Origin of the sequence: Mesorhizobium sp. M0830 (assembly GCF_040319965.1) — a bacterium.
Taxonomy (GTDB): domain Bacteria; phylum Pseudomonadota; class Alphaproteobacteria; order Rhizobiales; family Rhizobiaceae; genus Mesorhizobium.
The window spans coordinates 51877-74892 of record NZ_JAMYOR010000016.1 but is presented as its reverse complement, the minus strand read 5'-3'; the positions used below and the strand labels follow the sequence as shown (position 1 = coordinate 74892).

Here is a 23016-nt window from a genome sequence, read left to right as displayed (position 1 = left end):
GCCTTACTTCACGCCGATGCCGGCGGTCAGGCCGCCATCTATTCTGTAGTCCGCGCCGGTGCAGAAGCCGGCCTTCGACGAGCACAGGAAGGCGATCAACTCCGCCACCTCCTCCGGCTCGCCGATACGGCCAAGCGGATGGGCCGCGCCGAAGCGCCGGTAGGCCTCTTCGACATCGGCATCGCTGCCATTGTCGCCGCGCGCGGCCTTCTCGAGTATCGGCGTGCGGATCGAGCCTGGGCTGACCGAATTGACCCGGATGCCCGCCGCCGCGTAATCGAGCGCCAGCGATCGCGTCAGCGTGTGGATGGCGCCCTTGGTCGTGGCATAGGCGGCGACGTCCTGCTGGCAGGCAAAGCCCTGCACCGAAGCGACGTTGACGATGGCGCCGCCGCCACGCTTGATCATTTCCGGAATGCCGAAATGGGCGGTCAGATAGATCGAACCGACATTGACCGCCATCGTCCGGTTCCAGGTCTCCCAGTCGGTCGTCGTCGCCGTCCCGTAGGGATGAACCGCCGCGGAATTGACGATGACATCGATGCCGCCAAACCGCGTGACGCCGGCTGCGACCGCGTCGCGAACCTGGTCGGAAACGGAAACGTCCACCGTCTGCACCAGCGCATTCGCTCCGGCTCGGACGAGGCTTTCCTGCATGGCAGCATTGGCTGCCACATCGATACCGCAGGCGACGATCGCAGCACCGCCCTGCGCCAGGCGCTTCGCGGTGGCGAGCGCGATGCCGGTCGTGCCGGTGATCAGCGCAACCTTGTTCTCAAAGTCAGACATGATGCAAATCCTTGGAGGGGTCCGTCAGCGCCGGCGATGTGCGGGCATTTTCGAGGTCGTCGGGGACGAAGCGCAGGCCGGAATCGAGATGCCGGCTCATCAAGTAGCTGTAGGCGATGCGGTCGCGCGCCCGCAAAGCCGCAATGATCTCGCCATGGGCGCGGCGTGTTTCGCTCAGCACCGGCCGGATTGATTTGCCGACGGTCATGATGTGCAAGATGACCGGCGACAGGAATTGATAGGTCTGCACCAGCATGCGGTTGCCGGCCAGCTTCATCAGCGCCAGGTGGAAATCGAAATCGCGCTGCGCGGCTTCCTGGACATCCTTGCTGGCTTCGATCAGGCCGTTGACTTCGTCCAGGGCGTCGAGTTCGGCCGTGCTGGCATTAAGGACGATGTGGTCGCCGATGCCCACTTCGATGATGCGGCGAAATCCCTGTATGTCGTGAAAAGAGGTCCTCGAAATATCCATCTGGGCGGCGAAGAAATTCTGGACAGCGACATTCTGGCGGTCGGCCAGCACTGCGCCGACACGCGGCTTGGGATCGATCAGGCCGTAGGTGCGGATGGTGCGCAGCGCCTCGCGAACCGTGTTGCGGCTGGCGCCGAACAGCTCGCCAAGCTCCCGCTCCGTGGGCAGGACGTCGCCCACCGACATGGCGCGGTTTCGAATGAGATCGAGGATCTGCCGTACCGTCTGGTCGACGGCCGAACTGCTGACCCCGGCATCATCCGCCGCTTCTTGATCCAAGGCATTGTTCCTTCTTATTTGTTGGACCAAGGCTAGGCTGAAACGGATAGGAAATCAATCAGCACCCGGAGAAAGGTCGAAAAAGGATCCCGACATCGGTCGATTCAAGAAGAATTCAGCGTGTTGACAGGTCTGTGGTCCAACAATAATGTCGCCCACCTGACATTGAGGAGGCTTCATGGAACAGTGCTGGCGTTGGTATGGACCGAACGACCCGGTAACACTCGATCATGTCAAGCAGGCGGGCGCGACAGGCGTGGTGACAGCCTTGCATGATATCTACGACGGGCGCGCATGGCCGCTCGAGCGCATTCTGGAGCGCAAGCGCATCATCGAGGCCGCAGGTCTGGCCTGGTCGGTTGTCGAGAGCATCCCGGTCCACAATTCTTTCAAGATCGGCGCACCGGAACGCGAGCGCTACGCTGGCTATTATCGCGACAGCATCCGCGCACTTGCCAAGGCCGGCATTGCGACGGTCTGCTACAATTTCATGCCCGTGGTCGACTGGACCCGCACGGACCTGGCCTATCGGCTTCCGACGACGGGTTATGCGCTGCGTTTCGACGCGATCGATTTCGCCGCCTACGATTTGTTCGTGCTGAAACGCGGGAACGGCGCGGCAAGCTATACGCCGGCGCGTATCGCCGAGGCGGAAGCGCGGCTGAAGGAATTGGGCGCTGAGAAGATCGACCAGATCGAACGCAACCTGATCGCCGGCCTGCCGGCGACGGAGCGCAGCTACGACAGGGACAGTTTTCGCGAGGCCCTGGCGGAATACGACGCGATCGGACCGAAGGAGCTGCGCGACAATCTTGCCTGGTTCCTGCGCGAGATCATTCCGGTGGCCGAAGAGGAGGGGGTGCGCATGTGCATCCATCCCGACGACCCGCCCTTCTCGCTCTATGGCCTGCCGCGCATCGTTTCGACCGCCGAGGATGCGCGTTTCATCCTCAACGCCGTCGACAGCCCGGCCAACGGCCTGACGTTCTGCACCGGCTCCTACGGCACGCGCGCCGACAACGACATCGTCGCCATGGTCAAGGAATTCGCCGATCGCATCCATTTCGTCCATCTGCGCAACATCACCATCGAGGATGACGGCTCGTTCCATGAAGCCGAGCACCTCGAGGGCGGCACCGACATGGCGCATGTCATCCTCGCTCTGATGCAGGAGGAGACCCGGCGCCGCAACGAGGGCCGCGCCGACTGGCGCATTCCGATGCGACCGGACCACGGCCATCTGCTCGCCGACGATATCGGCAAGACAAGGATCAATCCCGGCTATTCGCTAATCGGTCGGCTGAAGGGCCTTGCCGAGCTGCGTGGCATCATGCGCGCCGTGGAACGCTTCGGTCTGGCTTGAAGCCCGTCAGGCAGTTTGCATATGTAAAAGTTACTTGTCTATGTGAAAATAGCTGCTACGAATGCGGGCCGGGCGGGCATGCTCGGTTCCAGGGAGGAATTGCCTGAAATGACAAGACTGCGCGGTCTTGCGTGGGATCATCGACGTTGCTGGGGTCCGCTTGACGCCAGCGTGGCGCCGTATTGCGCAGGCAATCCGGGCCTCGAAATCGAATGGGACCGCCGCAGCCTCTATGAATTCGGCGAGGGTACTCTCGGTCCGGTGCTCGGCACTTACGATCTGGTCGTGTTCGACCATCCCTTCATCGGCGACATCGCGAAGGATGAGCTGATGGTGCCGTTCGACGCCTATCTGTCGGCCGAACAAATTCGTTTCTTCGAACACGATTCGGTCGGTGCGTCCTGGCGCTCCTACGCAGGGAACGGACGCCAATGGGCGTTGCCCATCGATGCCGCTTGTCAGGTCGCGTCCTATCGCCCGGATCTCCTGGAGCGTTACGGGCTGGTGCCGCGCACACATGACGAGGTGGTCGAGCTTGGTCAGCGCGCCCGCAAGAACGGCAAGTGGCTCGGCCTGCCGTCGGTCCCGACGGATGCCATGTGCATGCTTCTGACGCTTGGCAGCCCACAGGAGAACGGTGAGCAATTCATTGCCAAGGAGATGGTCGAGCAGGCCGTCACTCAATTGCGAGAGCTCGCGGCGCTGTCGCATCCGAACTCATCAAAGTGGAACCCGATCCGCTGCTATGACCACATGATCGCGCATGACGACGTGGTCTATGTGCCTTTCGCGTTCGGCTATGTGAACTATGCCTCCAGGGCCGACCGGCCGTATCTGCGCTTTGCCGACGTGCCGACGCCGCGTTCCGCCGGAGCCTTGCTCGGCGGTGCCGGTATCGGCGTCAGTGCCCGGTCGAAACACAAGCAGGCCGCGATCGACTACGCGGTGTTCCTGTGCTCGCCCGAGTACCAGCGCGGCGACTATGTGAAGTCGGGCGGACAGCCGGGATCGCTGGCAGCCTGGAAGGATGTCGAGGTCAACCAACTCTGCGGCAATTTCTTCAGCTCGACGCTTGCGACGATCAGCTCGTCCTATCTGCGTCCGAAGCATCCTGGCTTCATAGGCTTCTTCCGCGAATCCGCACCGCATGCGGCCGCCGCCATCGCTGGCGACATTTCGGCGGCCGAACTGGCCAACCACGTGAATCGCCTCTACCGCAAAACCAGGCAACCGGAACGGAGCATTGCGTGATGGCCGCCAGCGTTACCGAGACGCTCGACGACAGCGAAAGCGGCCGCAACGGCTATCGTGTGCCCGCGGTAGACAAGGCGCTCGACGTCCTTGAGTTCATGGCGGCCAGCGCCGAAACGCTGACCCAGACCGAGATCGCGGCCGGCCTCGGACGCTCCATTCACGAAATCTACCGTATCCTGCTCCTGCTGGAAAAGCGCGGCTACATCTTTCGCACGCAGTCGGACCGCTTCCGCCTGTCGCTGAAGCTGTTCGAACTGGCGCACATGCACCCGCCGGTAAACCGGCTGGTCGAATGCGCGCTGCCGGTGATGCGCGAACTGACCGCCAATGCCGACCAGAGTTGCCACCTCGTGGTGCGCGAAGGCCAGAACGCGCTGGTGGTGTTGCAGATCGATTCACCGCTGCCGATGCGCTACTCGGTTGCCTTGGGGTCGCATTTCCCGATCCTCGAAACCAGTTCAGGCGCGGTCTTGCTCGCCCATTCGAACCGGGCCGAGCGCGACCGCATTGTCGATCGCATCGTGACCGCCGGCGAAGGACAGGGCACGCGGGCCGAAATCGAGGCACGGCTGAACGAGGTGGCCAGGCTCGGCTACGAGATGCGTGCCTCGCTGGCCGTCGAAGCCTGCACCAACATCTCCATGCCGGTGCGCGATCACACCGGCGCCGTCATCGCCGCACTGACGGTCCCGCTGCTACCGCAGAAGGCGGCTCGGTTCGACCGGCAGACCGTCTTCGAACGCACCCGGGCAGCCGCCGAGAAGATATCGGCGGAGCTCGGCTGGGGGGAATCCAACTCTTCGTTACGTGCCGACCCGGAACGGCGGGACTATCCGTTCAGCGATTAAACAAAAGCGATAAACCTGGGAGAAGAAAATGCACTGGTCCAAGTCAATCCTGTTTGCATCCGTGGCCGCGCTGGCCATGGGCGCGGCGGCTTCATATGCCGAGAACATGCCCAAGCGCATCGGCTACGTCACCAATTACGCAACCCATGAATGGTACCAGAACGTCATCAAAGGCATGAAGGCTCACGGGAAGGAACTCGGCATCGAGGTCGAGGTGCAGGACGCCAATCTCGACATATCCAAGCAAGTCGCTGCAGCCGAAGACTTCATCGCCAAGGGCGTCGATGTGCTGATCATCACGCCGGTGAATGAAGAAGGTGTGGTCCCGTTGCTGCGCCAGGCCAAAGCCGCCAACATTCCGGTGGTGCTCGAGGGCAATCCGGTCAAGGGCATGACCACGATGGTCGCCATCTGCGACTATGACACTGGCTATTTTTCCGGCGTCGAGGCCGGCAAATATGCCAAGGAAAAGCTTGGCGGCGTTGCCAAGGTGATGAATGTCGGCCTGCCGCTGCTTTCCGCCACGGTGCTGCGCTCGCACGGCTTCATGGACGGGCTGAAGACCGTCATTCCTGACGCGGTCATGGTCCACGACCTTGACGGCGGCGGCAATCCCGACCGCGCGCTCGAAGTGTCTTCGGCGGCACTCGCCAAGAACGCCGATATCAACATCATCTACGGCATCAACGACTCGTCGTCGTTGGGCGGCCTACAGGCCTGGAAGGCGGCCGGCAAGTCGCAGGATGGCCTGTTGACCGTCGGCACCGGGGGCGAGGGGCTTGCCTTCATCAACGCGATGCAGAACGAGCCGTCGTATCGCATCGAGGCCGCGATGTTCCCGGAAAAGGAAGGCTTCACGGCAATCAATGCTGCGGTCAAGCTCTTCAACAACGAGGAAGTGCCGGAGCATATCGTCAGCCCGACCGCGCCGATGAACGGCGAGGATTGGAAGAAGTTCTATGATTACGACGGCACCACCCGCACCATCAAATGGGATGCCGTCAACGCACTGCAGCCGCCGGCAAAGTGCATGAAGACCTCCGCCGACCTGAAGAAATAAAGCCGGCTGACTTTGCCCTTCCCGCAATGCGGGAAGGGCGCCTGACCCATAGCGGCCCGAATGGATTGAGATGAGCGAGCTTACACACGCCTCCGCGCCGAAGCGCTTTGTCGGCGGCCAGCTGCTGGGCAGCAGCCAGCTTGTGCTGGGTGTCATCCTGGCGGTGCTGTGCATCGCCATCTCAATCGCGGCGCCGCAATTCTATTCGGAGGCCAACATCATCGCCATTCTGCGCCAATGCGCGCTGGTGCTGATCGTTGCCTCGGGCATGACCATGCTCATCATCACCGCCGAGGTCGATCTGTCGGTCGGCGCGTCACTCGCCTTCGTCGGCTGCATCGGCATGGCGGTGCTCAATTCTACCCATAGCCTCACGCTCGGCTTGCTGGCGGCCCTAGCCTTTGCCGGCGGGGTCGGCCTGTTCAATGGGCTGGTCGTCACCAGGCTGCGGGTCAACTCGCTGATCGCCACCATCGGCACGATGATGATGCTGCAAGGCGGCGTCTATCTGTTCACGCGCGAGGCGGTGCAGAACCACAACCAGCTCGCAAGCTTCACCGATCTCGGCGCCGGCTACGTCGGCGCGGTGCCGGTTCCCGTCATCCTGGCGGCGCTGATCTTCGTGGTTGCCTATGTGACGCTGCGTTTCACCACGCTCGGCCGCTACCTCTATGCCGTTGGCGCCAATGAAAAGGCGGTGCGCCTGTCCGGCCTTCGGTCCGAGCGCCTCAAGCTGTTTGCCTTCGTTCTCACCGGGCTCTGCGTCGGCGTTGCCGGCGTGATTCTGTCGTCGCTGATGAATGCCGGCCAGCCGACCGCCGGCCGAGGCTTCGAACTGACCGTCATTGCTGCCGTCATCCTCGGCGGCACCAGCCTGCTCGGCGGCCGTGGATCGCTGTTCGGTACCTTGCTCGGCGTGCTGGTGCTGAAGGTGATCGACAACGGCATCATCATTCTCGGTTGGAACCAGGACCTGCAGATGGTGGTGCCGGGCGTCGTCATCATCCTTGCAACTTATCTCGACACCATCCGGAACAAAGCCAATGTCCGTTGATTTCCTTCACCCTGGCGAAGGCGCGGCCATCGACACCAGCGTGCCGGCGCTCGAACTGCGCGGCATCGACAAGCGCTTCCCCGGCGTCGTGGCGCTCGACAATGTCGACTTCAGCCTGGAGCCCGGCAAAATCCATGCCTTGATGGGCGAGAACGGCGCCGGCAAGTCGACGCTGATCAAGATCATGGCTGGTGTCTACGGCAAGGATGCCGGCACCATCCGCATGCGCGGGCACGAGGTCGACATCAAGTCGCCGCGCGACAGCCTGAAGGAAGGCATCAAGGTCGTGTTCCAGGAGATTGCGCTGATCTCCGAATTCACCGTTGCCGAGAATATCTTCCTGGAAGGCTATCCGACCGGCAGAGCCGGCTCGATCGACTGGAAGAAGATTCGTGCCGATTCAGCCGCGCTGTTCAACCGCATCGGCTTCAACGTCGATCCGGCGGCGCGCACGGGATCGCTGCCGGTCAGCCAGCAGCAGATGGTCGAGATCGCCCGCGCGCTCGCCCATGAAGCCCGCGTCGTGGTGATGGACGAACCGACGTCTTCGCTGACGCCGAACGAGGTCTCGCTGCTGTTCACAGTCATCCGCCGGCTGGCCAGCCTTGGCATCGCGGTGGTCTATGTCAGCCACAAGCTCGACGAGGTGTTCGAGATCGCCGATACGGTGACCGTGCTGCGTGATGGGCGCCACATCTCGACCAGGCCGATCGGCGAGCACACCAACGACACGCTGATCCAGGACATGATCGGCCGGCGCATCGACAATCTGTTTCCCCGCCAGCGTGGCGCGGCGGGCAGCAAGGTCGCGCTGTCGGTGGAGAACCTCAGCACGGCGAAGAAGCTGACCGACGTCTCCTTCGAGGCACGAGCCGGCGAGGTGCTCGGCTTCTTTGGATTGATGGGCGCTGGCCGCACCGAACTCGCCAAGGCGATCGTAGGCTATGACCCGATCACTGCGGGCACGATCACCGTCGACGGCAGCCGGCTCGTGCCGCGTGACACGCGCACCGGCGTCAAGCTCGGCATCGGCCTGCTCACCGAGGATCGCAAGAGCGAAGGGCTGATGGGCGAACTGCCTGTCTACCAGAATGCAAGCCTGGCCTCGCTCGGCGCTTTCGCCCGCCTGGGGTTCGTAGACAAGGCGAAGGAACACAAGGCGGTGCAGGACTATGTCGACCGTTTCCGCATCAAGACGCCCAGCCTGTTCCAGCAGGTGAAGAACCTGTCGGGCGGCAATCAGCAGAAAGTGCTGATCGCGCGTTGGCTGATGCGAGGCCTGAAAGTGATCGTCGTCGACGAGCCGACGCGCGGCATCGACGTCGGCGCCAAGTCGGAAATCTTCGCGCTGATCGACCGGCTCGCCGGCGAGGGCCTGGCGGTCGTCATGATGACGTCCGAGATGCCGGAACTGCTCGGTCTTGCGGATCGGATCGCGGTGATGTGCGAAGGCCGCCTGACCGTGATCATGTCGCGCGAGGAAGCTACACAGGAGAAGATCCTCAATGCGGCGATCGGGTAAGATGATGACATCAAGCGATCAGCCCCACCTCGAAGGGAGCATGCGATGAGCTTTGCAGCCACGGCTTCCGCAAAGGCCCAGCCATCCATGCTGGTGCGGCTCATTGCCCGACAGGAACTGGCGCTGTTCGTCTGCCTCATCCTGGTTCTGGCGTTCTTTTCTTTCACGGTCGAGAATTTCTTCTCCGTGCGCAATTTGACCAACGTGCTTGGCCAGGCGTCGCTGCCGCTGATCGCCGGCATTGGCTGCGCCATCGTCTTCATTTCCGGCGAGGTCGACATCTCGATCGGCTCTCTGCTCGCGACCATTGCGTTGCCGCTGATCATCATCATGAACGACACCAATTCGCTGTGGCTCGGCATCAGTGGCGCGCTGCTGTTCGGGCTGATCATCGGCGTGGTGAACGGCTATCTAACCGCCTATGCCGGCATCAACTCGCTGATCGTGACTTTGGGCACGATGTTCATCATGCGTGGCGGAGTTTATCTCTATACCGGCCAGCGCGCCATCCCGGACGATGCCGGCCTCGACAGTTTCATCGCTCTGTCGGATGGCCGCCTGTTCAACACCATCCCCTATTCGGCTGTCATCGCGATCGTCCTTCTCACCGCCTTCGCCTACATGATGCAGCATCGGCCGTTCGGGCGGCAGATCTATGCCGTCGGCGGGAATCAGGAAGTGGCGCGGCTGGCTGGCTATGATGTGCGGCGCGTCAAGTTCATCTGCTTCATCATCAGCTCACTGCTGGCGACAATTGCGGGCATTATTCTCGCCGCGCGCGTCGGCTCGGCGCAGCATACGGCGGGGCTCAATTTCGAATTCCAGGTCGTTGCCGCGACGGTGCTCGGTGGAGTCAGCCTTGCCGGCGGCATTGGCAGCCTGACAGGCATGGCGCTGGGCGTGCTGATCCTGCAGTTCCTGTCCAACGGCCTGCGCGGCCTCGGCCTGCCGACCGAATGGCAACTGGTCATCACCGGCATGATCATCATCGCCGCGGTCGCCTTCGACGAAGCGAAACGCCGGCGCGCGAATGGAGGCTGACATGGCTCGTCTGGAAGGGAAAACCGCTATCATAACCGGTGCTGCCGACGGCATCGGCCACGCGATCGCTGAAGCGATGGCGCGCGAAGGCGCGCATGTTTTCCTCGGCGACATAGCCGACGGCGCCGGCGAGGAATTCGCGGCCGCACTTCGCGCCGCCGGCCGTCAGGCCGATTACGTGCATTGCGACGTCTCTCAAGAGGCCGACATCGCCGGCCTCATCGACAGCGCCGTCAAGAAGACCGGGCACCTCGACATCCTGATCAACAATGCCGCCATCGCCATTGGCGGCATGCCGGTGCACGAGATGACCGACGAGCAATGGCACCGGCTGATCGCGGTCAACCTGACCAGCGTGTTTCGCGGCTGCAAATACGCATTGCCGCACATGATCGCGCAGAAGTCCGGCTCGATCATCAACATGGCCTCGGCGCAAGGTCATATCGGGCTGGACGGTTGGACCGCCTATGCCGGCGCCAAGGGCGCGGTGATGGCGATGACGCGCCAGATGGCGGTCGAGTTCGGCCCGGTGAACATCCGCGTCAATTCGATCTCGCCTGGCACCATCAACACGCCGATGAACGACAGGCTGATCAAGGAGATCGGCGGCAACTTGGCCAAGGCCTGGGTCAAGATGCATCCGCTCGGCCGCATAGGCGAACCCTCCGAAGTGGCCGAGGCCGCCGTCTATCTCGCCTCCGATGCCGCTGGCTTCACCACCGGCACCGATTTGCGTGTGGACGGCGGGCTGACCGCCGCACCGCGCTATGTTCCCGAACTGCTTTGAAAACACGAAACGAGATTTGAAATGAACAAGGCCCTCGAAGGCGTCCGCATCCTCGATTTCAGCCATTTGCTGCAGGGCCCGTTCGCCACACAGCTGCTCGGCGACATGGGCGCCGATGTCATCAAGATCGAGCGTGCCGGCGCTGGCGACATGTTCCGTGGCATGACCTTCTTCGCCAAATGGGTGGGCGGCTCCGAGAGCCCGAATTTCCTCGCCTGGAACCGCAACAAGCGCTCGATTGCCCTCAACCTGAAGAGCCGCAAGGTGCACACGATCATCATGGAGATGGCCGAGAGCGCCGACGTAGTGGTGCAGAATTTCCGCCCCGGCGTGCTGGCCAAACTCGGCTATGGTTACGAGGACTTCAAGGCCGTCAATCCGCGCATCATCTATTGTTCGGGTTCCGGCTATGGCGAGGAAGGCCCCTATGTCGAGCGCCCCGGCCAGGACATGCTGATCCAGGGGCTAGCCGGGTTGATTGCCAACACCGGCCGCGGCGACCAGGCGCCGGTCCCGGCCGGCGCCGGGCTCGCCGACCAGATCGGCGCCATGAACATGGTCTACGGCATCCTGTCGGCGCTTTACTATCGCGAGAAGACCGGCAAGGGCCAGAAGATCGAGGTCAATCTGCTGGCCGGTCTGCTGGCGCATCTCAATCAGGAATATGTAGCCGTGCTCAACCTCGGCGAGGATTTCGTGCGGCCCAATTCCGGCATCGGCCATCCCGGCATGCAGGCGCCGTTCGGCATCTACGAGGCGAAGGACGGCGGCTACATTTCGATCGCCATGAGCCCGTTCAAGACGCTTTACGAGGTGCTGGAGGCGCCGCAGCTTGCCGTCTACGACGATCTGAAAACCTTGTTCGACAAGCGCGACGAGGTGTTCGAGAATGTCAATGCGGAGACGAAGAAATTCGCCACGCAGGATCTGCTGGCACGGCTGCTGGCAGCCGACATCTGGTGCGCCGAGGTGAAGGACATCCGCCGCGCGGCCGAAGACCCGCAGGTCAAGCATATGGGCATGATCACCAGCTATGATCATCCGCGCGGCGGCAAGGTGCGGGTGGTGGCGCCCGCGGTCAAGATGAGCGAGACGCCCGCGACCATCGAGCGGCCGGCGCCGCTGGTCGGCCAGCATGGCCGCGAGATCCTGGCCGAGTTCGGCCTCTCCAAGGAGGAAATCGCAGCACTGGAGGCGTCAGGCGACATGACTGTGGACGCGGCCTGACAATGCGCTTCTATCGGACACTCACGGTCGAAATCTCTGGCCGCGTCGCGGTCGTCACCTTCCGCCGCGCCGACCAGCTCAACGCCATGAACCGGATGATGCAAGGTGAGATCACCGACGCCTTCGAGGCGCTGTCCAACGATGCGGGCGTGGGAGCGATCGTGGTGACCGGCGAAGGTCGCGGCTTCATGGCCGGCGCCGACATCAAGGAATACGCCGCGCAGACCGCCGCCGAGTTCGACACGTTCCAGACTGCCGGCATGCGCATGTACGCGGCGATCGAGAACAACCGCAAACCGGTGATCGCGGCGGTCAACGGCTTTGCCCTGGGCGGCGGCATGGAGTTGGTGCTGTGCTGCGACATCGTGATCGCCAACCAGTTCGCGAAACTCGGCCTGCCGGAGATCAAGCTCGGGCTGGTCCCCGGCGGTGGCGGTACGCAACGCAGCGTCGCCAAGCTCGGCCGCAACCGTGCCAATTTGCTGCTGATGACCGGCGCCATCTTACCGGCCTCTGAATTCGCCAGTTCCGGCCTTGTCAACGAGATCGTCGACGCCGACAGGCTGATGGCGCGCGCGCTGGAATTGGCTGAGATAATTGCCGCCGAGCCAGCCGCCGCGATCGAAGGGTTGAAGGCACTGACGTTGCATGCCGTTTCGGGCGACCTGGCCGATGGCCTCGCCATGGAACGCGACATATTGGGCGACCTCTATCGCAGCGAGATCGGCCAGCAGCGGGTCAAAGAATTCGCCGACAGGAGCACGACAAAGAAGGCTGGGCCGTGAAGACCGGCGCGCTGACCGTCCAGCGGCTTGGCGCGATGCTTGCGCTGGCTGACAACCCCATCGCCCAATCCGGCGTTGCGACGGCGCTGGAATTCTCAACCGAAAAGCCGTTCGTGACCCGCTACCGCATCGAGGCGTCCGCGCTGTGAATGATCGTGCCGCAATGTCCCTGGTCAAGTCGAACCGGCCGCGCTTCACTGATGTCGAAGGGCTGGCCGCGATGGTCGGCCAAGGCGACTCGCTTGGCGTCGGCGGTCACCATTTCGCTCGGCTGCCGATCGCATTGCTGCACGCGATTGCCCAGCTGGGCGTCAAGGATTTGCACTACGTTTGCTGGGCGGGCGGGTTGCCGCTCGAGCTGCTGCTCGAAGCGGATGCGGTGGCGGAAATCGACCTTTGCTTCTCCAGTCTCGATATTTTCGGCCTGCCGCCGAGGTTCCGTGCCGCCGCCGAAAGCGGAGCGATACCGGTTCGCGATTGGACGGCACTGGCCATGATCCAGGCGCTGCGGGCTGCGCAGCAGAATCTGCCGTCCATGCCGTTCCAGCTTCCGGAGGGATCGGACATGCTGTCGCGTTTGCCGGGCGCGAGAGCCGTGCCCGATCCGATCGCCGGAACAGATATGGGATTCATCCCGCCGCTGAGGCTCGATACGTTCGTCGTCCACGCACAGCGGGCGGATGAAAATGGCAATGTTCAGGTCATCGGCCCGCGCGCACTGGACTTCGCAATGGCGGGCGCGGCACGCAAGGTGCTGGTCACTGTCGAGGAGATCGTCCCGGTTGGGGCGCTGCGGCAGGACCGACGCCAGAGCGTGCTGACCCGCAACCAGGTTTCGGCCATAGCGCTGGCGCCGGGCGGCGCTTGGCCGGCGTCCTGCCTGCCATTCTATGTCACCGACTATAAGGCGTTGTCGGAGGTATTCGCGGCACGGGAAACACCCTTGGCAGACAGTCTCCAACTACCTTCCGATGGCGTGCCGAAGCCGCTGCAAAAGGCTGCGAAGGTTCGCGCCGAAACGGCCCTCGCAATGCCGGCGCTCGCACATGGTGAGGAGAAAGCATCCAGCGACGAGATCATTGCCGCCCGCATCGCCGCCGAACTCGACAATGAGAGTTTTGCCAGCGCCGGCGCTGTCTCGCCGCTGGCCAACGTCGCCTACCGGTTGGCCAAGGCGACGCATGCGCCCGACATGATCATCGCGACGATGAGCTGCGGCCATCTCGACATCGCGCCGAGCCCGATGATCCTGTCGCTGATCGAAAGCCTTGATTGCGAGACGGCAGTGACGCATGCCGGCGGCGACGACACTTACTCGACTTACTATCAGGCGGGTGCCGTGACGCATGAGATCGTTGGCGCGGCGCAGGTCGACCGACGCGGCCGCGTCAACACCATCGCGCTGCGCAAACCGAGCGGCGGCCTGATCCGGTTGCCCGGGCAGGGCGGCATGGCCGACGTCGCCAACATGCACCGCGACTATTTGCTCTACATCCCCCGGCATTCGGTCCAGTCGCTGGTGGACGAGGTGGAGATCGTCAGTTCCGCCCGCGGGCTGCTGACACCGGCGGAGCGAGAGCCGATGGGCTATCGCACCGGCCAGGCGCTGGTGTTCACCGATCTCTGCGTTTTCCGGCTCGACCGGATTTCCCGGGAATTGATCGTCACCGAGACCATGCCCGGCGTCATGCAGCAGCAGATCCGCGACGCCACCGGGTTTGCGGTGGCCTTCGACGCCGATTGTCGGGAGGTCCCCCTTCCTTCCAGCGATGTGCTCGCTGTTCTGCGCAATCGCATCGACCCGCTCGGCCTGCGGCGCCTCGAATTTGTCAGCGCCAAGGAGCGCGGTGCGCTGATCGCCGAGATCCTCGCCGCCGACCGCGCGATGGTCGAGCGCTGCATCGCCGCACAGAGATCGCACGTCGCAAGCTGAGGAGCGCTCCATGGCAAAACCATTGCTCGACATGTCCGCCGCGCGCGTCTTCTTCGACGGCATCTTCACCAGCCCGCGCGTCGCGCACCCGGAGGGCGTGGCAGTCCACCGTGACGGGTCGATCTGGTGCGGCACCGAAACCGGCGACCTCCTGCGGCTGGCCGCCGATGGCGGCTCGGTTGAGCGCATGGGCGGCACGGACGGTTTTCTGCTCGGCATAGCCTTCGACAGCATGGGGAACTGCTTCGCCTGTGACCTGAAGCACGCCGCGATCTTTCGTTGGGATGCCGCGACAGCGGGCATGGAGCGCTTCGCGTCGTCCGGCATACGCGTGCCGAATTATCCCATTGTCGACGAGGCGAGGGGCTGCCTCTACGTGTCGGACAGCGTCGGCGAGGACAATCGTTCCGGCATCTTCCGCTACGATCTCAAAACGGGCGAGGGCCGTCTGTGGTGCCAGGAGGCGATGTCCTTTGCCAATGGCATGGCCATGGCGCCGGAGGGAAGCGGGCTTTATGTGGTGGAAAGCAATGCGTCTTGTATCAGCTACGTGCCGATCCTTGCCGACGGTGCGGCTGGGTCGAAACAGGTCGTCATCGAGGGCGTACATAACGTCCCGGATGGCCTAGCCTTCGCTCCGGACGGATCGCTGTTCATTTCATGTTACGAGCCCAGCCGGATCTATTGCTGGTGCAACGATCGGGGACTCCAAGTGCTGATCGAGGATCCGGCGGCAACCACGCTGTCGCATCCCACCAATATCGCCTTCAAGGGTAACAAACTCTACACCTCCAATCTCGGCCGTTGGCACATCACCGAGATCGATTTGACCTTGGCCGGTCGATAAACCGACGCGCGGCATCAAATGCTCATGGTGACTGTGCAAATTCGATCGGACCTTGGGGTGGATTGTCGCCACTACCGCGCAGTCTCCGAGGGCTGCACGGAACGACAGCAGGATTTCTGATTTTCTGACCGCCGCCCGGTCTGGGCTTCAGCTTCTCTTCTGCTTCACGGGACAAGGCGTGGATTTTGGGGCGCTGCGCCCAGTTCCGACCGGGCCAGGCGCCTCGGTCTCCTCCATTCGCCGCGTGCTCTTTCGGAAAGCACCAGTCCATGGCCGGGTCGATCGGGCGCATAGACGTAGCCGTCTCGGATTTCGATGGGCTGTTCCACCAGATGATCGAAATTCTGGAACGAATACTCCAGCCATTCGACCTCGGGAAGGGCGACCGCCATATGCACGCCAACCTCCAGGAAGGTGTTGCCGATGCTGACCGGGATTCCGAGTTCGGCGGCTAGCCACCCGACGCGCATGACGTCGGTCACCTGGCCGTGGACATTCAGCATGTCGGCTGCGTGGGCTTCCAGAAGAAGCCGCTTGCCTTGAAGATCCAGATATTCGCCGCTGTTGACCTGGGTCCATGTCACGGCATGCCTGAGCGTTCTCAATCCTTCGTGGTCGTGACGTAGGATCGGATCCTCGACCCAGAGAAGATCGTGACCGGCATCGCGGATCGCGACCAATTTCACGAGCGCTTCCTTCGATGTCCACGCCTCGTTTGGATCGATCATGACTTTTGAGCCTGCCGGAACGCAGGTCTTCAACAGCTCCAGGCGCCGCAGATCGCGGTCGAAATCCGGATGGCCGACTTTGATCTTGAAAGCGGAGTAGCCAAGCGATGCCGCGTGAGAGAACAACGAGACGAACGCCTCATCGTCGAGGTGAAAATCGAGGCCGCTGGCGTAGGCTTTCACGCGGTTGCGGCGACTGCCAAGCAAGACGTGAAGAGGCAGGCCGGCTTCCTTCCCCGCAAGATCCCAAAGCGCCACCTGAACCGCCTCGTGAAAGGGCAGCGAATAGGACCGCTGGTTGCCGCCGCGCGGGCGGTTCACACGATGAACCAGCGCGATCGCCTTGTGTCCCCTGAGTGTCGGCCAAACCTCGTGTTCGAAAACAGTCTCGATCTCCGTCTGATCGGGTAGAGGATTGAAGAGCGCCTGGATGAACCCCAGCCCAACCTCGCCGCTTTCCGAGACGAGTTCCAACGTGGCGACGTTGACATCGTCCACCCGAACTTGACTGTCTCCGATTACCCGGTCGCGGGCGAACTGAAATCGGGTTATACGAAAATGCGAAAGGCTCATCACAAGGGCTTTCTGATCGTTTACAATGATAAACTGATCTATCAGATTGCGTCTTTAGTATCGGACCAATGGGGGTGCCGCAAGTGGTGGGCAAAGCAAAAACCGTCTCTACCGCCCTGGGGGCAGCCGTCCGTATGAGCGATATTGCCTATCAGCGTATTCTGGAGGGCCTGTTCGACAGGCGCGTTCCTGCCGGGGCCTTCGTCTCGCAAAACGAGTTGTCTGCGATCGTCGACGTGCCTGTTGCACCGCTTCGGGACGCTCTGCGCGTTCTGGAGGCGGAAGGGATTCTGATCATCCACCCGCGCTCCGGCATCCAGTTCATCAGGCCCGGCATGGAGCTTACGCGTGCCACCTACCAATTCCGCGCCATCATTGAGCGCTCGGCGATCCGCGTCTTTGCCGAACAAGGCGACGAAACCGTCATGAATGCCTTGGAAATCCGGCATTCCCGTCTGCTTAGAAGCGTGGAGCGGGATGGCCTCGGAAGGGAACAACTGGAGGCGATGGACGCGCTGGAAGGAGCGTTTCACGGCGCAATCATTGCGTCATTGCACAATACTCTGATCGACAGCACCTACCGGCGCATGCACAATTATCTGCGCCTGCTGCGGCTCGACCGGAAGATCACCGCGCCTATCATGGTCCGGACGATCAAGGAGCACCTCGACATCCTCGAGGCTTGCAGCACCAGGAATGCGGATGCCGCCGAAGCAAAGCTGCAGTCTCATTTCCAGGCTGCGATGCAACGGAACCTAGGTCTCGTCTGACAGGCCGGTAGCGATCAGTCGTTTTGCCAGTTTGCGAGCCGGCGCGGTTGCACGGCGTGGGAAAGGATGCTACCCAAAAACTGCAGCTGATCGATCAGATTGCTGATCTGATATCTGGGAGGAGGTCGCATGCAGTTGAACAAGAGGCAGTTTCTCATGGGTTCGGCGGCTCTTGCGATGGCAGGGCGCGTCGGCGGTGCCCGTGCCGCGAATGCCATCAGTTACTGGCACCATTTCACCAGTCAGTCGGAAATGACCAGCCTGATGAAGATTATTGGATCGTTTCAGGCGGCGAATGCGGGTGTGGCGGTGACCCAGGAGAACATCCCGAACTCGGAATACATGGCGAAGGTCTCTTCGGCCGTGCTGACCGGTGGGCGTCCGGATACCGCCATGGTGATTGCCGAGCGCTTCGCCGATCTTACCGCGATGGAGGGATTGATTGACCTTACCGAGCGGGTGAACGGATGGCAGGGCAAGGCCAATTTTCCCGACAATCGCTGGACCGGGCTTTCCAGCAACGGCGCCATCTATGCGGTTCCCGCCTTTGCCTTCGTCGATTGGATGTACTACCGCGCCGACTATTTCGAGGAAGCCGGATTGGCCGGGCCACCCACGAATTTCGACGAATTCCTGGGTGCCTGCCGCAAGCTCACCGATCCGTCGAAGGGCAGGTATGCATTCGGCATGCGCGCCGGCGCCGGCGGTTTCAAATACGTCATCGATGTCATGGAGGCGTTTGGCTCGCCGATCGTCAAGGATGGACAGCCAGCCATCGACAGGGCGGCGGCGGTCGAGGCGATAACGTTTTATTCCGATCTCTTCCTGAAGGAAAAGGTTGTGCCGCCGAGCGCGCCCAATGACAGCTACCGCCAGATCATGGAGGGCTTCCGCACCGGGCAGACGGCGATGGTATGGCACCATACGGGTTCGCTGAACGAAATCTCGGCTGCGATGAAGCAGGGCAAGCAGTTCTCGACCGCACCGATGCCGGCCGGTCCGAAGGCGCATGTCGCTCGCGTCGCCTACGCCGGCAACGGTATAATGAGGGAAGACAATATCGAGGCCGCCTGGCAGTGGGTGAGTTTCTGGGGCCAGACCGATGCTGCGCTGACCTTGCTCGAGGGCACGGGCTATTTCCCGGCCTCCGCCGCTGCCCTGCAGGATCAGCGGATCACCGGCAATCCAATCTATAACGCGGCTGTCGAAACGCTGAAGTTCGGACGCCTGCCGAACAATTTCGTTGGCGCGGCGGGTTGGTCCGAGAATGTCGTCAATCCCGCTTTCCAATCGGTGCTCACGGGTCGATCGACGCCGGAACAGGCTGTGGACCGGATGATCCAGAGCCTCGAAGCGGCCCTTCGCTGACATCCCGGCACGGCTGCTCCGACGTGTAGCCGTGCTTTGAACGCAACGGGACGGAGCTTTCGCTCCGCAGATCCATGACGTCAAGCTCAAGCAGATATCTGCCTTTGCGGGCCCTCGGCGAACTGTCCGAGACCCGATATTGGATGTATTTGCTGCTCCTCCCCAGCCTCGTCATGATCCTTCTGGTGATCGCCTATCCGACGCTTTACGGCATGGCCATCAGTTTTCGCGACATGCGTCTGACGCGTCCCGGGCTGGATGGCTGGGTCGGCTTCAAACACTATGCCGGAATGTGGTCCGACCCGGTCTTCTGGATCGCACTGAAGAATACAGTTGTGTGGGTCACTGCCGCCATCGTGCTGGAACTGGCGCTTGGCCTTCTCGCCGCGACAGCCCTCAACAGGGATTTGCCGGGCACGAAGATCTTCGCCGTGCTTATCCTGCTTCCCTATTTCCTCCCCAACGTCGTTGCGGGCCATATGTGGGCCTTGCTGCTCGATCCGCGGCTTGGCGTCATCAACGACCTTCTTGTCCGCGTGGGCGTGCTGGAGACCTACAAGGCCTGGTTCGCGGATCCCAATACCGCCCTGGCGGCGACCGTCCTCGTCGAGGCCTGGCATGGTTTTCCATTCTTCGCCTTGCTGCTGCTGGCGGGCCTGAAGAGTATTCCCGAAGATCTCTATAGGGCAGCGGCAGTGGACGGCGCGGGCGTCTCGGCGCAGCTCAGGCTGATCACCTTGCCCATGCTCAAGACCGTCATCGCGGCGGCAGTCATCCTGCGCGTCATTGGTCTGGTCAATTCGCCCGATCTGCTCCTCATTCTCACCGGTGGCGGACCGGGAGATGCCACGCAGGTCCTGTCGTTATATGCCTTCCAGACAGCCTACAAGGAATTCAATTTCGGCTACGCGTCGGCGCTGTCGGTGGTGATGTTTGTGATCCTGATGATCTTCGCGGCGGCATACATCCGCCTGTCCAGGATTACCAAGGGAGAGGGCGATGATTGAAAGCAAGCGCCGCCGGCGCATGATTGCTAACATCGCCACCTACTTCGTCCTCGCGGGCCTGTCGATGTTCTGCATCGGTCCGATGATCTGGATGTTGCTGACATCGCTCAAATACGAGGGCGACATTGTCACCCAGACGATGCAGTACATACCGAGGCGCATTACCTTCGACAATTATGTGGCCATTTGGACGCAGTCCGGTTTCCCGCGCCTGATAGGCAATAGCATCACCGTCACTTTCCTGACGGTGACGATCTGCGTCGCCACGGGCACGCTTGCGGCCTATGCATTTTCCCGCTTCGCGTTTCGGGGCCGAACTCAGCTCATGCTCGGCTATCTTGTCGTTCGCATGTTTCCTGCAGTCATGATGATCATTCCCCTCTATGTCGTCATGCGCGGCGTTGGTCTTGTAGACAGCCGTTTCGGCCTTGCGCTTGCCTATACGAGTTTCCTGCTGCCGCTGTTCGTGTGGATGCTCAAAGGTTTCTTCGATTCCGCGCCCAGGGAACTCGAGAGCGCGGCACGCATCGATGGTTCGACCAGGCTTGGTGCCATGGTGCGCATCGTCATGCCGCTCGCGCGCAACGGCCTGGTCGCAAGTTCGGTGTTCATTGCCATCGCCGCGTGGAACGAGTTCCTGTTCGCCCTGATGCTGACGACGGGGCAGGGGTCCCGTACCTGGCCCGTGGGCCTGCAACTGATGGTCGGCGAGTTCCAGCTTCCATGGGGCGTCCTGGCGGCGGGCGGCATTCTCAGCATCCTGCCTGTCGTCGTTCTCTTCGCCATTGTCCAGCGAACCATGGTTCAGGGGCTCACTGCGGGCGCCATCAAGGGTTAGGAGTATTCGCATGGCGACACTTTCCATCAAGGACGTGCGCAAGTCCTATGGCTCCGTGCAGGTCCTTCACGGGGTCGACATCGAGCTTGAGGACGGAGGCTTTCTGGTTCTGCTCGGGCCGTCCGGATGTGGCAAGTCGACCTTGCTCAACATGATTGCCGGCCTCGACGACACGTCCGGCGGCGACATCCTGATCGGCGGCCGCTCCGTCGTTGACCTTGCACCCAAGGACCGCAATATCGCGATGGTGTTCCAGTCCTATGCGCTTTACCCGACAATGTCGGTAGCGAGAAATATCGGCTTCGGACTGGAAATGCGGGGCGTGGACGCAGCCCAGCGGAAGCGTGCCGTCGACGACGCGGCACGACTGCTGCAGATTTCGCACCTGCTCGACCGGCGCCCCGCCAACCTTTCGGGAGGACAGCGGCAGCGCGTTGCAATGGGGCGGGCGATCGTGCGCGACCCCGAGCTGTTCCTGTTCGACGAGCCGCTGTCCAATCTCGACGCCAAGCTTCGTGTGGAAATGCGCACAGAGATCAAGCGCCTGCACGAGCGTCTCGGCACGAGCATCGTCTATGTGACACACGATCAGATCGAGGCAATGACGTTGGGCACCAAGGTGGCGGTGATGAAGGGAGGCCACATCCAGCAACTGGCCGATCCTCGCACCATCTATGAACGGCCCGCCAACATCTTCGTCGCAAGTTTCATCGGATCGCCGGCAATGAATTTCCTTCCTGGACGACTGGCCTCGAGCCCGAGCGGCGTGCGTTTCGCAGCGACCGGCGTGTCGGTCGCAATGCCGGCCGGCAAGCGACAGGTCGATTTCGACCGCCCGGTGATCCTGGGCGTAAGGCCTGAAGAACTAAAGGCAGTTGCGCGCGATGAAGCTTCGGTCACGGGGGTCATCGATGTGGTGGAACCTACCGGCCCTGAAACCATGGTGACGGTGCAGGTTGGCGAGCAGTCGATCATCGCACGCTTGCCACCGAGGTTTGCAGGCCGGCGAAAAGAGCCAATATTCCTTGCCGTCGATCCGGCGAGCATCAACCTGTTCGACCCTGGCAGCGAGCAGCGCATCGATATTTAGGGCGTGCACACTCCGAACATTCCGCTCAAATCCAACCGGAAGTGGACTACCACAAACGCAGCCGCCTCCAGCGGTTCTTCTCGAAGATCAAGCACTTCCGCCGCGTCGCGCTTCGTTGTGACACATGGGTCCTTTTCGCCTCGATACGGCTATGGCTCCGCCCTGTGGATCTACGGCCCGAAGTGACATGGAGCCGGCAACGCATTGATTAAATCAATTATCCCGATATACAAGGTGATTTCGGATATAGATTTCGCACAGGGCTGGCACATCCATGAGTCGCAATTTTCTTGTGATCGAACCTGAGGAGGGCATTGCCGTCCTCAGGGGGCTGGCCTCTTTGGCACGCATCTCCATGCTGAAATTGCTGCATGAGAAGGGGCCGATGAATGTCAATGACATCGCCGCCGTGCTGTCGCTGCCGCAATCGACGGTCTCGACCAATATCCAGGTGCTCGAGGATGCTGGCCTGATCCGCACGGAGAACCAGAAGGCGAAGAAGGGCAGCCAGAAAATCTGCTATCCGACCGCCGAGGAAGTGCTCGTGGTCTTCAAGAGCGAGTATCGTTCGGTCAAGAACGATGCGATCGAAGTGTCGATGCCGATTGGGCTTTACACCGGTTTCGAGGTCACGGCGCCCTGCGGCCTCTGTTCGCCGGATGGGATCATCGGTCTGCTCGACGTGCCCAACACTTTTCTCGATCCGGACCGCATGAAAGCCGGGTTGCTGTGGTTCACGCGCGGCTTTGTAGAATACCAGTTCCCCAACAATGCCAAGCTCGCCAATGCCGAGATTACGGAGCTGGAAGTGGTGGTGGAGCTGTCCTCGGAAGTGCCTGGCACCAGCGCCGATTGGCCCTCGGACATCACGCTTACGATCAATGGCATCGATGTCGGAACGTGGACCTCACCTGGCGATTTCGGCGACAAGCGCGGCGTCTTCACGCCCTCCTGGTGGAAGCTCAAGGGCTCACAATATGGCAAGCTGAAGAACTGGCGAATTTCCGCTGACGGCACCTATGTCGACGGTGTCAGGATTTCTGAAACCAGCCTCGCTGTCCTCGACCTCAAGAGCCATCATTCGATCCGCATCCGTATCGGCGTCAAGGACGACGCCGAGCGTCCCGGCGGGATCAATATTTTCGGCAAGGGATTTGGAAATTACGATCAGGACATCCTGCTCAGAATCAAAACCAGTTGATATCATCAAATCGGGTTTCAAAGATAGTGCAGCAATTTCAGCCTCTTGCCTCAATTAACGATCGAAGCCGCCGTTCTTTTGTCAGACATTTGGATGTTTTTGACTTGACGAATGAGCGTTGCTTCCCTTTGATATCGAATAAGGTGATTTAAATCATCATTTGTGATATCGTGGGAGGAA

At 61.7% G+C, this 23016-nt stretch carries 22 protein-coding genes and 1 pseudogene; 20 read left to right on the top strand and 3 right to left on the bottom strand.

Annotated features, from left to right (window positions below; genetic code table 11):
* Positions 1-3: 3 nt before the first annotated feature.
* Together NKI20_RS12535 and NKI20_RS12530 are read right to left on the bottom strand one after the other, a co-directional pair.
* A complete protein-coding gene (locus NKI20_RS12535; protein ID WP_352830894.1) occupies positions 4-789 on the bottom strand; it encodes an SDR family NAD(P)-dependent oxidoreductase in 786 nt (261 codons plus the stop codon).
* On the bottom strand, positions 782-1540 hold the full coding sequence (locus NKI20_RS12530) for a FadR/GntR family transcriptional regulator (RefSeq protein ID WP_352830892.1): 759 nt from the start codon (positions 1538-1540) through the stop codon (positions 782-784). The genes NKI20_RS12535 and NKI20_RS12530 overlap by 8 nt, the downstream gene beginning before the upstream one ends.
* A 178-nt stretch (positions 1541-1718) precedes the next feature.
* On the opposite strand from NKI20_RS12530, the gene uxuA reads away from it, so the two are divergent.
* From uxuA to NKI20_RS12465, 13 genes are all read left to right on the top strand, one after another.
* Positions 1719-2903, top strand: a complete 1185-nt coding sequence (uxuA, locus tag NKI20_RS12525; RefSeq protein WP_352830891.1) for a mannonate dehydratase — start codon at positions 1719-1721, stop codon at positions 2901-2903.
* 108 nt (positions 2904-3011) lie between these two features.
* On the top strand, positions 3012-4154 hold the full coding sequence (locus NKI20_RS12520) for an ABC transporter substrate-binding protein (RefSeq protein WP_352830889.1): 1143 nt from the start codon (positions 3012-3014) through the stop codon (positions 4152-4154).
* Positions 4154-5005, top strand: a complete 852-nt coding sequence (locus NKI20_RS12515; RefSeq protein ID WP_352830887.1) for an IclR family transcriptional regulator — start codon at positions 4154-4156, stop codon at positions 5003-5005. Before NKI20_RS12520 ends, NKI20_RS12515 begins: the two co-directional genes overlap by 1 nt.
* Positions 5006-5033: 28 nt before the next feature.
* Positions 5034-6065: a sugar ABC transporter substrate-binding protein gene (locus NKI20_RS12510; RefSeq protein WP_352830886.1), complete on the top strand. Its 1032-nt coding sequence runs from the start codon at positions 5034-5036 to the stop codon at positions 6063-6065.
* A 70-nt stretch (positions 6066-6135) separates the two neighbouring features.
* Positions 6136-7119, top strand: coding sequence for an ABC transporter permease (locus NKI20_RS12505; protein WP_352830884.1), 984 nt, complete (start codon positions 6136-6138; stop codon positions 7117-7119).
* Positions 7109-8641 carry a sugar ABC transporter ATP-binding protein gene (locus NKI20_RS12500; protein WP_352830883.1) on the top strand — a complete coding sequence of 511 codons (1533 nt, stop codon included), beginning with the start codon at positions 7109-7111 and terminating at the stop codon, positions 8639-8641. Before NKI20_RS12505 ends, NKI20_RS12500 begins: the two co-directional genes overlap by 11 nt.
* 45 nt (positions 8642-8686) lie before the next feature.
* Complete coding sequence (locus NKI20_RS12495) at positions 8687-9682, top strand: ABC transporter permease (protein ID WP_352830881.1); 996 nt, start codon at positions 8687-8689, stop codon at positions 9680-9682.
* A 1-nt stretch (position 9683) separates the two neighbouring features.
* Positions 9684-10469: an SDR family NAD(P)-dependent oxidoreductase gene (locus NKI20_RS12490; protein WP_352830879.1), complete on the top strand. Its 786-nt coding sequence runs from the start codon at positions 9684-9686 to the stop codon at positions 10467-10469.
* Between the two features lie 21 nt (positions 10470-10490).
* Complete coding sequence (locus NKI20_RS12485; protein WP_352830877.1) at positions 10491-11696, top strand: CaiB/BaiF CoA transferase family protein; 1206 nt, start codon at positions 10491-10493, stop codon at positions 11694-11696.
* Positions 11697-11698: 2 nt separating this feature from the next.
* Positions 11699-12481 (top strand): enoyl-CoA hydratase/isomerase family protein, encoded by a 783-nt coding sequence (locus NKI20_RS12480; protein WP_352830875.1) that lies wholly within the window; start codon positions 11699-11701, stop codon positions 12479-12481.
* Complete coding sequence (locus NKI20_RS12475; protein ID WP_352830874.1) at positions 12478-12630, top strand: hypothetical protein; 153 nt, start codon at positions 12478-12480, stop codon at positions 12628-12630. The genes NKI20_RS12480 and NKI20_RS12475 overlap by 4 nt, the downstream gene beginning before the upstream one ends.
* Positions 12627-14414 carry a CoA-transferase gene (locus NKI20_RS12470; protein WP_352830872.1) on the top strand — a complete coding sequence of 596 codons (1788 nt, stop codon included), beginning with the start codon at positions 12627-12629 and terminating at the stop codon, positions 14412-14414. The genes NKI20_RS12475 and NKI20_RS12470 overlap by 4 nt, the downstream gene beginning before the upstream one ends.
* A gap of 10 nt (positions 14415-14424) precedes the next feature.
* Positions 14425-15261 carry an SMP-30/gluconolactonase/LRE family protein gene (locus tag NKI20_RS12465; protein ID WP_352830871.1) on the top strand — a complete coding sequence of 279 codons (837 nt, stop codon included), beginning with the start codon at positions 14425-14427 and terminating at the stop codon, positions 15259-15261.
* 164 nt (positions 15262-15425) lie between these two features.
* Here the strand turns inward: NKI20_RS12465 and NKI20_RS12460 are convergent, their stop codons facing one another.
* Positions 15426-16562, bottom strand: coding sequence for a mandelate racemase/muconate lactonizing enzyme family protein (locus tag NKI20_RS12460; protein ID WP_352830869.1), 1137 nt, complete (start codon positions 16560-16562; stop codon positions 15426-15428).
* A gap of 86 nt (positions 16563-16648) precedes the next feature.
* On the opposite strand from NKI20_RS12460, the gene NKI20_RS12455 reads away from it, so the two are divergent.
* The 7 genes and pseudogenes from NKI20_RS12455 (at position 16649) to NKI20_RS12425 (ending at position 22836) form a co-directional block, all read left to right on the top strand.
* Positions 16649-17332, top strand: coding sequence for a GntR family transcriptional regulator (locus NKI20_RS12455; protein ID WP_352830867.1), 684 nt, complete (start codon positions 16649-16651; stop codon positions 17330-17332).
* A gap of 129 nt (positions 17333-17461) precedes the next feature.
* A complete protein-coding gene (locus NKI20_RS12450; protein WP_352830866.1) occupies positions 17462-18700 on the top strand; it encodes an ABC transporter substrate-binding protein in 1239 nt (412 codons plus the stop codon).
* A 143-nt stretch (positions 18701-18843) separates the two neighbouring features.
* Positions 18844-19707, top strand: coding sequence for a carbohydrate ABC transporter permease (locus NKI20_RS12445; protein ID WP_245266357.1), 864 nt, complete (start codon positions 18844-18846; stop codon positions 19705-19707).
* A complete protein-coding gene (locus tag NKI20_RS12440) occupies positions 19700-20545 on the top strand; it encodes a carbohydrate ABC transporter permease (RefSeq protein ID WP_352830864.1) in 846 nt (281 codons plus the stop codon). Before NKI20_RS12445 ends, NKI20_RS12440 begins: the two co-directional genes overlap by 8 nt.
* A gap of 10 nt (positions 20546-20555) precedes the next feature.
* Positions 20556-21635 carry an ABC transporter ATP-binding protein gene (locus tag NKI20_RS12435; RefSeq protein ID WP_352830863.1) on the top strand — a complete coding sequence of 360 codons (1080 nt, stop codon included), beginning with the start codon at positions 20556-20558 and terminating at the stop codon, positions 21633-21635.
* Between the two features lie 9 nt (positions 21636-21644).
* Positions 21645-21847 (top strand): annotated as a pseudogene (locus NKI20_RS33725) (hypothetical protein); the annotation flags it as partial.
* 62 nt (positions 21848-21909) lie between these two features.
* Entirely contained in the window at positions 21910-22836 is a 927-nt protein-coding gene (locus NKI20_RS12425) for an ArsR/SmtB family transcription factor (protein ID WP_352600703.1), read from the top strand.
* Positions 22837-23016 lie beyond the last annotated feature (180 nt).